The following is an 11,758-nucleotide window of genomic DNA, read 5'->3' as shown; positions in this document are numbered from 1 at the left end:
AGGCTTACGCCTTCAGCTTCCAGCCGCGCTTGAGCAGCACATAACACAGCACGCCCAGTGCGACATTGAGTCCCAGCAGAACCACGCTGCCCACCACGACATCGCCGTCCGCCGCAGCGACGAAACCATAGCGGAAGCCCGAAATGGCGTAGAAGAAGGGATTGGCATGACTGATCGCGCGGAAAATAGGGGCAAGGCGATCGATCGAATAGAAGGTGCCCGACAATAGCGTCATCGGTCCGATCACGAAATTGGTGATGGCGGCGGCATGATCGAACTTTTCCGCCCAGATCGACGTCAGCACGCCGATAAAGGCCGTCAGCCCTGTACCCATCAGACCGAACCAGAGGATGGCCCAGGGATGCGCCGGAGTTACGTGCACGCCCGGCCACAGCGCCATCGCGCCCCATAGGGCAAGGCCGACGCAAAAGGCCCGGGTCACCGCCGCGCCGACCAACGCCAGCAGCAGCTCGCCGACCGACAGCGGCGGCATCAGATAGTCGATGAGCGTCCCCTGCATCTTTCCCGCAAGCAGGGAGAAGCTGCTGTTCGCGAAGGCATTGTTCATCATTCCCATGATCATCAGGCCCGGCGCGATGAAGTCGGCAAAAGGAACGCCCAGCACATGGCGATTGGCTCCGCCCAGCGCCAGGGTGAAGATGACGAGGAACATCAGCGTCGTGACGGCTGGCGCCCAGATGGTCTGGAGCTGCACCTTCATGAAGCGTCGCACTTCCTTGCGATAGAGCGCGCGGGTGCCGGCCCAGTTCACATTGCGGATGACCAACTCCCCAGGTTCGTGGAAAGGCGCCTGATGCGATGGGGAGGCAGCAATTTTGGACTGGTCGTTCATGGTCGGATCGACTATCGGCTGAGGGGTTGTGCCGCAAGGGCGTTGTGCACGGGAAATTGAACCCGCGCTGGCGCGCCCCATATAGGGTGCGAATTTGAAATTTTGAGGAGTCATTCATTGTCCTGGACCGACGAGCGCATCGACCAGCTCAAGGCAATGTGGGAAAGAGGCCTGACCGCCAGCCAGATCGCCGACGAACTGGGCGGCGTCAGCCGCAACGCCGTGATCGGCAAGGCTCACCGGCTGGGCCTGCAATCGCGTCCTTCGCCGGTGAAAGCCAACGAAGTACCCAAAAAGGCGGCCCCGCCTCTGCGCAAGCCAGCGCCCGAAGCCGAAGCGCCAAAGCCTGCCGCGCCTGCGCAGCAGGCCGCGCCCGCGCCCGTTCGTCCGACCGCGCCTGCGCCAACCCCTGCCGTTGCAGCTCCCGCAGCAGAAGCGCCGGCCACGCCGCAGCCGCGCATCATCTCGGTCGGCCCCGGCGGCTTTCTACGCCAAGGTCCGGGCGACCAGCAGGCACCGATCCCGCCCGCCCCGCCACGCCGTCTGGTGCCGGCAAAGCCCAGCCCTGACATTGCCGGCAAGACCACGTTGCTCGATCTCACGGAACGCATCTGCAAATGGCCGATGGGGCATCCGGGCGAGCCGGATTTTCATTTTTGCGGCGAAGCGGTGAACCCTGGCTTTCCTTATTGCGTCGAACATTGCGGGCGCGCCTATCAGGCACAGTTGCCGCGCGGCACCCGCCGTCCGCCGCCGCCCCTGCCCTTTGGTGGCCCGCGGGTTCGCTGATCGCTGGCTCCCCAACATGAAAAGGGTCGCCCCTCCGGGAGCGGCCCTTTTTGCTGGGCAATGCAGTGATCAGCCCCAGGCTGCTGCTTTGCGGACCAACGCGCTTGCGCCCGCCGTCCGCCGGCTTATAGCTTGTGCCCATGTCTGAAGACCTGTTCGCAGCCAACACCTCCTCCACGCCGCAATATGACGCCTCCGCCATCGAAGTGCTGGAAGGGCTGGAGCCGGTCCGGCGCCGCCCCGGCATGTATATCGGCGGCACGGACGAACGGGCGCTGCATCATCTGGCGAGCGAAGTGCTGGACAACAGCATGGACGAGGCGGTGGCAGGACATGCGACGCGGATCGAGGTGTTGCTGGAGCCGGGCAACAGGCTGACCGTCATCGACAATGGCCGCGGAATCCCGGTCGATCCGCATCCGAAATTTCCGGGCAAGTCGGCGCTGGAGGTGATTCTGACCACGCTCCATTCCGGGGGCAAGTTCACCGACAAGGCCTATGCCACCTCTGGCGGTCTGCACGGCGTGGGCATCAGCGTGGTCAATGCGCTATCAGTCGTCACCGTCATCGAGGTGGCGCGGAACAAGGAATTGTTCCGCCAGAGCTTTGCCCAGGGCTTGCCCACCAGTGGGCTGGAAAAGGTCGGTGCCGCCCCCAACCGGCGCGGCACGTCGGTCAGCTTCATCCCCGACCACGAGATTTTCGGGGAGCAGAAGTTCAAGCCCTCTCGCCTCTATCGCCTCGCGCGGTCCAAGGCCTATCTGTTCGCGGGCGTGGAAATCCGCTGGAAATGCGCACCGGAACTCATCACGGACGACACGCCGCCCGAGGCGGTGTTCCAGTTTCCCGGCGGCCTTGCCGATCACCTCAAGGAACAGGTGGGTGACCGGGAATGCGCCACCAGCGCCTTTTTTTCCGGATCCCAGGATTTTCCGGACGCCGCAGGCCGGGTGGAATGGGCCGTGGCGTGGCCGCTCTGGTCGGACGGTTCCTATTCCTGGTATTGCAACACCATTCCGACGCCCGACGGCGGCACGCATGAAACGGGGCTGCGCGCTGCATTGGTTAAGGGCATCCGTGCCTTTGGCGAACTGGTCGGAAACAAGAAGGCGAAGGACATCACCGCCGACGACATCGTGACTTCTTCGGAAATCATGCTGTCGGTCTTCATCCGCGATCCCCAATTCCAGAGTCAGACCAAGGACCGACTCACCAGTCCGGAGGCAGCGCGGCTGGTGGAAAATGCGGTGCGTGACCATTTCGACCATTACCTCTCCGACCATATGGAGCGTGGCAAGGCACTGCTCGCCTATGTGCTCGACCGGATGGACGAGCGGCTGAAACGCAAGCAAGAGAAGGAGGTCAAGCGCAAGACCGCCACCAGCGCGCGCAAGTTGCGGCTGCCGGGCAAGCTGACCGACTGTTCGAACGACGATCCGGAGGGAGCGGAAATCTTCCTGGTCGAAGGTGATTCAGCCGGCGGCTCGGCCAAGCAGGCCCGTGATCGCAAGACGCAGGCAATCCTGCCCCTGCGCGGCAAGATATTGAACGTCGCTTCCGCCAATACCGCCAAGATCCTGGCCAATCAGGAGATTGCCGACATGATCCTGGCGCTGGGCTGCGGCACGCGCAAGGACTGCAATCCCGACAATCTGCGGTACGAACGCATCGTCATCATGACCGACGCCGACGTCGACGGCGCGCACATCGCGACGCTGCTGATGACCTTTTTCTTCCAGGAAATGCCGGAACTGGTGCGGCGCGGCCATCTCTATCTGGCGCAGCCGCCGCTTTACCGCCTGACCGCCGGCGGCAAGAGCCTCTACGCCAGGGACGACGCCCATCGGGAAGAAATACTGGCCAAGGAGTTCAAGGGCAAGAAGGTCGACATCAGCCGCTTCAAGGGCCTGGGGGAGATGAACCCGGCGCAGCTTCGCGAAACGACAATGGATCTCAAGACCCGCAGCCTGATCCGCGTCACCCTGCCCGACGACATTGAGGACCGGCAGCAGGTCCGCGAACTGGTCGACCGGCTGATGGGCACCAACCCGGCGCATCGCTTTGCCTTCATTCAGGAGAATGCGGCAACAGTCGATGAGGGGGCAATCGACGCCTGACGAGTGATTTTCCGGGAAATCCCGGAAAACCGGATTGTCGTGATTTGCCTCAAAAATGGCCGGGCAAAAATTTGCCGGCAATTTTTTGCCTACTGCCGCGTTAACCAGCGCGGGGCACCGGATGTTCAATTTTCGGCGCGATACGGGCAAGCATGTCAGGCTTCGTCCCGCTCACTCGCTCATCGGTCCTGCGCCGCCTCGCGCTTGGTACCACCTCCTCTCTGCTATTGGTTGCAGCGAGCGGGCATGCGCTGGCGCAGGCGCCCCTGGGGGCGTTTCCGGACGTCTCCGCGCAAAATCGAACGGCCTACGCGCCCGCCGACCGCGTCACCGCAAATCTCCTCGCGGGCGGTATGAGCCGTCTGGCGGCCATCAGTGCGCAGCAAGGGGGCGCGGTCAGTTCGGTGCCCTGGGGCACACAGCCGGTCGCACCGGATACGATCGTCAACGATTGGCGCATCAACGACTTCAGCGGCAAGTTGCCCGGCTGGCGGCTGGAGGGCGTCCAGCTTTCCGTGCTGAGCTTTCGTCAACCAATGCTGGTGCCGGGCTTCATGCAGGGATTTTTGACGACGCAGACGGCTACCGAAATGCCGCAGGGCAGTGCCTTCGTCATGCCGGCACGATCGATCCACGCGCCTTCGGACCGGATGATCGCACCGCGCAATGGGCAGCCTGACGTTTTCAGATCGGTCGCCATGCCGATTTCCCGAACATTGCTCGACAGCAAATGGGCTTCCGTTTCCACAGCGCTGCCCGGCAAGGGGGTGTGGAGCGCTATTCTGAACACGGCGCGCGGTTCGGCGGCACAGCAGCAGGTGGAAACGATCAACAGCTGGGTCAACCGCCGGCTGCATTTCGTCGACGACAGGCAGGGTGGCGACAACTGGGCATCGGCAGCGCATACATTGCAAAGCGGCACCGGCGATTGCGAGGATTATGCCATCGCCAAGATGAAGCTGCTGGAAGCGGCCGGCTTCGACCGTCACGCCATGTTCCTGGTGATCGCCCGTGATCTGGTGCGACAGGCTGACCATGCCGTCCTGGCGGTGCGGATCGGCGATGAATTGATGATCCTCGACAATATGACCGACCGGGTGCTGCCATCCTCCAGCGTCAGCGACTATCGCCCGATCATGAGCTTCAACGCCTTTGGCCGATGGACCCACGGCTATCGCGTGACGTCGCCTGCAAAGGTGCAGTTCGCGTCGCGGTGAAACTCAAGCGCACCCACCCTTTCAAAGGAAAGTGCCGCTCTCTGGCAGGCTCAGAGCGAAGGGTGAATTTCGTCACCTTTCCCTGAGCGCTTCCGATCGAGCCTTCATGATCGGCTTCAGCAGGTAGGCCAGCACTGATTTGCGGCCGGTCAGTATCTCCACATCGCATACCATGCCGGGCGTGATCGGCAGCTTGTGCGCGCCCGATCCGAGCCAGGCGCGATCCGTCTCCACGACCACGGTGAAATAGGCCTCCCGCGTCGCTTCGTCATAGACGCTGTCGGCCGACACCTGCTGCACCGTGCCGGTCAGCCCCCCATAGATCGAGAAGTCGTAGGCGGTCACCTTCACGACCGCCCGGTCGCCGGTCTTGATGAAGGCGATGTCGTTCGGCTTGACCCGCGTCTCTACCAGCAGCTTTTCGCCAATGGGCACGATCTGCATGATCTTCTGACCCGGACTGACATAGCCGCCGATGGTCGTCACCTGCACGTCATTGACCACACCGTCGACGGGCGAGCGGATCTCCGCCCGCTGCGCCCGTCCCCTCGCGCCCCGAAGAGACTCGCTGTTGACGGCGATCTTCGCCTCCAACTGGCTACGCTCGTTGAGCGCGTCCTGACGGAACTGGAAATTCGCTTCCGAAAGCTGTGCCTGCGCCTCGCGGATCGCAGCCCCGGCGCGGGAGGCCTGCTGCTGCGCAGCGTTCAGGCGACCCTGCGCGTCGACCAGCTCACGCCGGGCATCGAGCAATTCGGTCTGCGGGATGATCGACTTGGCGGCGAGCGGTTCCAGCATCGCCACGCGCTGACGGGCCAACTGAACGCTGCCGGTCAGGCTGTCGATGGTCGCCTGCGCCTCGCCCTGTTCGCGGCGGCGCTGGTCGACCTGGGCCGCCATCGCATCCTGCTTGCTGCGAAGCGCCGACTGGCGAACGGCGGCGAGGGCCTGCTCCTGCTGGCATTCCGGCCCGCCGGTCGTGCAGGCGGCGCCCTCACCTGTACCCTCCCTCTCCAAACGTCCGGCGCGGGCGGTCAGCGAACGCGTCTCCGCCTGAAGCTGGCCCAGTTCGGAGGCGAGCATCGCATCGTCAAGCCGAACCAGCAGCTGCCCCTTGCTCACCTTCTGACCGGAGCGGACCAGGATTTCCTCGATCGTGGTCGGCTCTGCGGACTGTATGACCTGCGCCTTGCTGGACGGGATCACCCTGCCCTGCCCGTGTGTCACCTCATCCACTGGGGCGAGGCTGGCCCACATGAGGAAGACCAGCAGGCCGCCGCCGCTGTAAAGGATCACCTGCTTGTTGCCCGGTTGCCCCCGCAGCCAGCTTATCCAGCGCGAAATCATGGTTGCACCCCTTGGATATGATGGTCGTCAGCGGCCAGCGTCACTGGCGCGGCCTTCTGCTGGGCGGCGAGCAAATTGCTCAGGGCGCCCTTTGTTTCTGCAGGATCGGGAATGGACAGCTTCCACCCCTTGGTCGGATCCATGCGCCCGCCGACATCATTGACCGCCCGACGTTCGGGCAGCGCAGCGACCGGCGGATAGTCGATGACTGGCTGGGACGCGGCGGCAAAGCGCGACGGATCGAAGGCCGGAATGATCTCGCCGCCGGCATAGCGGCCCGTGAAGGCCGTCGGCTGGCCCCAGCCTCCTGGCCAGCGATAGAAGATATGCGCGCCGATCTGCGCCAGCTTCGCCAGATGCGGCGCCCAGCGCGGGAAGACATAATCGGCGTGATAATGGGTCGCGGTGCCCACCTGCTTCTCGACCCGCCCACTCAGCGCGTCGGCAGCGATCCGCTTCGCCCGATTCCAAAGGTCTGGCAGGGGATGCCGCGCCAGCGATCCGTCACAGACGAAGCTGAACTGGCAAACGGACGCGTCGAAACGCTGATAGACCACGCCGCATACGGTCTTCGCAAAGGCGGGATGGCGAACGCGGTTCAGCACCACTTGCGCGACGGCACGCTGACCGCTTTCCGGCTCGCGGGCGGCTTCATAATATACCGCCTGGGTCAGACATTGGAGCGCGTGATCATGATCCTCACCAGCCGCAATCAGCGCGCGAAACGGCTTGGCGACGCCGATCACACCGCCGGAGAAGCCGAGACGCTGATTTTCCTCGCGAGCCCTGTCACCTTCTGCGGCCGGGGTGCTCTGCTCCGTCATCTGAACAAGAGCGAGATATTGGCGGGGAATGGCGGGGGCGGTTTCCACGATCTTCGTCTGAATGGCGGGGCGCTGGGACTCATGAGGCCAGAGAAAAACCGCCGCCATCGTTGCGATTCCAAGCCCAAGGAACCACGCGCTCCAGGTTCCTGCGAAGGCAGGAACCCAGTTCAGACGGCGGGGCTGGGTCGAGCCAAGCGACTTGTCTCGCCTCGATGCCTTCGCAGGAGCACTTCGGATGGAATGGACGGGATGAGTGCTCATTGCCCGGCCACCCGCTGGAGTTGGCCAATGATCTCGTCACGTGGCCCATCCGCCAGCACCACACCCTGATCGATCACGATCAGTCGATCCACGATCCGCAACAACGCATGACGGTGTGTCGACACCATCAGTGTCTGGCCGGGATCGAGCGCCTTCTCCAGATGATCGATGAAGAGATTTTCGGTCTGGTTGTCCATCGCGCCGGTCGGCTCGTCGAGGAAGAGCAGCTTTGCAGGCTCCACCAGAGCGCGCGCCAGCACCAGAAAGCTGCGCTGACCGCCGGACAGGCGGTTGCCGCGCTCTCCTATATGCAGGTCGAACCCCGCCGCATCGCGTCCGAAGAACCGCGCCGCCCCCGATCTCTCCAGCGCTTCCAGTAGCTTTTCGTCGCTGGCCTCGCGGGCGCCCAGCAGCAGGTTTTCGCGCACCGACCCGCTGAACAGTTCGGAATCCTGCCCGACATAGCGGAAGGCGGAGCGGAGTTCATGGGGATGATATTGACGGCTGTCGATCTCATCCAGGTTGAGGGCGCCGCCGGTCGGCGGATAGAGACCACAGATCACGCGACCCAGCGTCGACTTGCCCGACGCCACGCGGCCGATGATGCCGATGCGCTCGCCCGGCTCGATGCGCAGGTTAATGCCCTTGAGGCTGGGCTGGCTGGAGCCCGGATAAGCAAATTCAAGGCCCTCTGCGACAATGGCACCCTTGCGGATCCTGGGGATGATGCCGCGCGCGCCGTCCAGCCTTTCGTCGGGCTGGTCGATCAGCGTCTGCAGGCTGTCGAGCGTCGTCATCGCCTGCCGCGCCCGCACGATCACGAAGGCAAGCTGCCCTACCGGCGCCAGCGAACGGCCGGCCAGCATGACGATGGCGATGATCGCACCCATTGAAATGTCGCCTGCCGCGAACATGTAGAAGCCGCCGATGACCAATGCGATGCTTGTCACCTGCTGGCACAGCGACGCCAACGTCACGCTCTTGGACGACAGGCGCCGCAGCTTTTCCTGCGTGGCCGCGCTCATCCGGGCATAGCGGCGCCAGCGCTCCAGCATTCGTCCTTCGGCACGGCAGGCCTTCAGCGTCTCAATGCCGCCGATGGCCTCCACCAGCGCGGCGCTTTGCAGGCTGGAATCCGCCTGCGCATCGCGGGACAGGCGGGCCATGGACCGTTGCAGGAACCATCCCGCAGTCGCCATGATCCCCATCATCACGACCGGTACGATCGCGAGCCAGCCCCCCAGGAGCGCGATGATGGCGACGAAGAAAAAGAGGAAGGCGATGTCCACCACCAGGACCACGGTGGTCGAGGTGAAGAATTCGCGCACGGATTCGAATTCCGACACGCGCCGCGCCAGCGCCCCGGTGCTGCCGGAACGGCTTGCGAGCGGCGTGTTCAGCACCTTTTCAAACAGGCGTTGCGAAAGGCGTTCGTCAATCTCCCGCCCCGCCTCGTCCACCAGTCTTGCCCGGGCGATGCGCAGTGCGAAATCCAGGCTGAAGGCCAGCATCACGCCGATGCCAAGCACCCAGAGGCTGGAGGCCGCCTTGTTCGGAATGATCCGGTCATAGACGTTCATCGTGAACAGCGGCAGCGCGAAGGCGAGCAGGTTGATGATGCCCGCCGCCAGCATGACATAGCCGAAGCCGCCGCGTGCACGCCAGACTTCGCGCCAGAACCAGTGCTGCCGCACCCGTTCGTCCCAGGGACGCTCCTCTGCCCGTTCACGACCGTGATCGGCCATGACGACAAGCGCTTCCCCGGTGAAAACGCCTTCCAGATCGCTCAACGGCGCCCAGACCGCTTCATCCGCATGAGGAAGCTGGACCAGCGCGTCGCCGGCCTTGATGTCCATCAGCAGCAGGAACCGCCCGCCCCGCAGCGGCAGGATGGCCGGCAGATTGCCAGGACGCCATTTGTCCAATCGACCGCGGACGTGGTCGCTCAGCAGGCCGATCTGGTCGAGCGCCGATTCCGCCTGATGAAAGGGCAGGCGCCCGGATTCATCTACGGCGAGGCCGGCTCGCAGTCCCACTATGCCGGGCGAACGGTCGAAATGCCGCGCCGCATGGGCGATGCTCTCGACCAGTTCGTCACCGGGCGTGCCTTGATGGTCCAGCCATTCGGCCAGACTGAGTGTGCTTCGTTCCAACATTGTTTACCCCGCGCCATCCCGGCTTGCGCCAGGATGGCCCCCAATAATGAAACTCAGCCCGGATAGCGCCGCCGCTGCAATTCAGCGGGCGGCAGATCAGGGACATTATAGGTCTTCCGCGCATCGGCCTTGGCGTCCGAAGGCGTGGCCAGGCCCAGCGTATCCAGCAGCGTGTTGGTGGCCGCCAGGATCTGATATTGCGCGAACATTTCCGAGAAGCGGGCCGTTTCCGTCCGCACCTGCGTGTTGAAGCGGGTGTTCTGGCTGTCCAGAACGTCCAGCAGCGAGCGCCGGCCCACGTTGAACTGCTCGCGATAGGAAACCAGCAGTCCGTCGGAGACCGTGCCCTGACGCGACAGGTCGGTGACGCGCTTCTTTTCCGTATCCCAACGGTTCCAGGCGGTGCGGACATCCTCCTCCGCCTCGCGCAACCGCTGGCTCAGGCGGAAGCGCGCTTCGCTTGCCCGGCGGGTCATTTCCTGGACCTTGGCCCGGTTGATGCCGCCATTGTAAAGCTGCCAGCGCAGGACCACCCGGCCCTGGATGTCGTTGGTGCTGCCCCGGAAGCCGTCGACATCCTGGCCGACGCGGCCGGTGCCCTCCACGGAGACCGTCGGCCCAAGCTCCGACTTGGCCTCATCCACCACGGCATGCGCGGCCTGGATATCGGCCTCAGCCTCGCGAACCAGCGGATTGTGCGTCCGCGCGGCGGCTATGGCTTCGTCCAGCGTCGGAGGCAGAGCGCTCGTCACAGCATCAGGCATGGTCACCTGATCGATCGACAGACCGGTCAGGGTGCGGAACTGAATGGCCGCATTGGTCATGTCCTGCTCCGCCTCGCTCTTGCGGACGAGGGCGGCCTGCAGCCTTTCCTCCGCCTGCTGCTGGTCGGCAATGCTGATGGACCCCTTGCTCACGCCCTCGCCCAGATCACCGAGCAGCTTGCGATGGAAGGCGATATTGTCCTCCGCCGCCGCCACGACCCGCTGCTGGAGCATATAGTCCAGATATTGGCGGGTGACGTTGAGCGCCACGAACTGCGACCGTTCGCCGACACGCAACGCAGCGCCATCGGTGCGGGCGGCCTGCCGGCGCTTCTCAGCGCTGCGATAGCCCGAATCCCAAAGCGTTTCCTCGGCGCGAACGCTGGCTTCAAGCGGCCAGAGAGTCTCATTGTCGAGATTGAGCGCGCGGCGGGTGGCGTTTTCCAGGCGGCGGACGCCAGCCGACCCCTCGACGCTGACGCGGGGCAGGTAAAGACCCTGCGCCTGTTCGCGTTCGAATTCGATGGCCTGCTTGTTCTCTATCGCCTGGTTGATCTCCGGATGGCTGTCGAGTGCAGCAGCGATCGCGCTCTTGAGATCCGTCGTCTGGGCCCAGCCCGTACTCACCATGGCCGCCGCACAAAGGGCGATCAGGCTGCCACATGTTTTGCGCATGATAGTCATGCCGTCCTCCCCTTAATTCGCGCTGGCGGTGATTTCGACCCGACGGTTCATCGGTTCGCGCACACCATCGGCGGTTTCGATCTTGAGCTGGGTTTCGCCCAGGCCGTTGACGGTCATGGCATCCGTGGGGATGCCACCCTGGCTGAGCAGATTGGCGACATTCTGCGCGCGGCGCAGCGAAAGGCCGTCATTATAGCGGTTGCTGCCCGAAGTATCGGTATAGCCGGTCACGCCAAAGCGCTTCCACCCGCATTGCGCCGCCGTCTGGGTCAAGGTCGTGACAGTGTTCACCCCTTCCGGCAGCGGCATGTCCATGTTCCAGTCGAAGAAGATGGACACCGCCGGCGCCGTGCAGTCCAGCGCGGGTGGGGCTGAAGCTGCCGACACCGGCGGCGGTGGCGGCGCCGTGAGGCGTGCCACAAAGTCGTCGCACTTGTTGATGCTTTCCGCATCCTTCGTGCCGGATTTGATGAAGCCGATGGCGATGCCGCACTGGTTCTTCGCCTCCACGGCGTAGGTCCAGCGGCTGTCCTGGGCCGCGCGGATGCTGGCGTCGCCCACGGCCTTGACCGCCGTGTCGTAACGGCTGTCGAGTGCATCCCGCAATTCCGACTTGCCCAGTTGCAGCAAGGGCGAAGCAGGCGCCGCCCAGGCCGCTGTCGTCGTCAGCATGGCGGTCGTCAGCCCAACGGCCACCGCCTTTCCAACAGCATTTCGCATATTCACTCTCCCCAAAATTCCCC

The 11,758-nt window shown here is 64.1% G+C and carries 9 protein-coding genes; 3 read left to right on the top strand and 6 right to left on the bottom strand.

Annotated elements, in window-relative coordinates:
• Positions 1-4: 4 nt before the first annotated feature.
• Complete coding sequence (locus ACN9MX_RS03130) at positions 5-853, bottom strand: ABC transporter permease (RefSeq protein ID WP_133651849.1); 849 nt, start codon at positions 851-853, stop codon at positions 5-7.
• 117 nt (positions 854-970) lie between these two features.
• Between ACN9MX_RS03130 and ACN9MX_RS03125 the strand changes: the two genes are divergently transcribed.
• The 3 genes from ACN9MX_RS03125 (at position 971) to ACN9MX_RS03115 (ending at position 4,976) form a co-directional block, all read left to right on the top strand.
• Positions 971-1,642 carry a GcrA family cell cycle regulator gene (locus ACN9MX_RS03125; RefSeq protein WP_363735094.1) on the top strand — a complete coding sequence of 224 codons (672 nt, stop codon included), beginning with the start codon at positions 971-973 and terminating at the stop codon, positions 1,640-1,642.
• A 140-nt stretch (positions 1,643-1,782) separates the two neighbouring features.
• Entirely contained in the window at positions 1,783-3,759 is a 1,977-nt protein-coding gene (parE, locus tag ACN9MX_RS03120) for a DNA topoisomerase IV subunit B (protein ID WP_363825429.1), read from the top strand.
• Positions 3,760-3,911: 152 nt separating this feature from the next.
• Entirely contained in the window at positions 3,912-4,976 is a 1,065-nt protein-coding gene (locus ACN9MX_RS03115) for a transglutaminase-like cysteine peptidase (RefSeq protein WP_363825426.1), read from the top strand.
• 72 nt (positions 4,977-5,048) lie between these two features.
• Here the strand turns inward: ACN9MX_RS03115 and ACN9MX_RS03110 are convergent, their stop codons facing one another.
• From ACN9MX_RS03110 to ACN9MX_RS03090, 5 genes are all read right to left on the bottom strand, one after another.
• Positions 5,049-6,323 carry an HlyD family type I secretion periplasmic adaptor subunit gene (locus ACN9MX_RS03110; protein WP_363754015.1) on the bottom strand — a complete coding sequence of 425 codons (1,275 nt, stop codon included), beginning with the start codon at positions 6,321-6,323 and terminating at the stop codon, positions 5,049-5,051.
• Positions 6,320-7,255, bottom strand: a complete 936-nt coding sequence (locus ACN9MX_RS03105; RefSeq protein ID WP_363825423.1) for a cell wall hydrolase — start codon at positions 7,253-7,255, stop codon at positions 6,320-6,322. The genes ACN9MX_RS03110 and ACN9MX_RS03105 overlap by 4 nt, the downstream gene beginning before the upstream one ends.
• Positions 7,256-7,407: 152 nt before the next feature.
• Positions 7,408-9,567, bottom strand: coding sequence for a type I secretion system permease/ATPase (locus ACN9MX_RS03100; RefSeq protein WP_363825420.1), 2,160 nt, complete (start codon positions 9,565-9,567; stop codon positions 7,408-7,410).
• A gap of 53 nt (positions 9,568-9,620) precedes the next feature.
• The gene (locus tag ACN9MX_RS03095) at positions 9,621-11,015 is read right to left on the bottom strand and encodes a TolC family protein (RefSeq protein WP_363825417.1); all 1,395 of its coding nucleotides are present in this window, start codon (positions 11,013-11,015) and stop codon (positions 9,621-9,623) included.
• A 12-nt stretch (positions 11,016-11,027) separates the two neighbouring features.
• Positions 11,028-11,735, bottom strand: a complete 708-nt coding sequence (locus ACN9MX_RS03090) for an OmpA family protein (protein ID WP_208108027.1) — start codon at positions 11,733-11,735, stop codon at positions 11,028-11,030.
• Between the last annotated feature and the right edge of the window lie 23 nt (positions 11,736-11,758).

It is taken from the genome of Sphingobium sp. R-21, from assembly GCF_049913335.1.
Taxonomy (GTDB): domain Bacteria; phylum Pseudomonadota; class Alphaproteobacteria; order Sphingomonadales; family Sphingomonadaceae; genus Sphingobium.
This window is presented reverse-complemented; position numbering and strand designations above follow the sequence as displayed.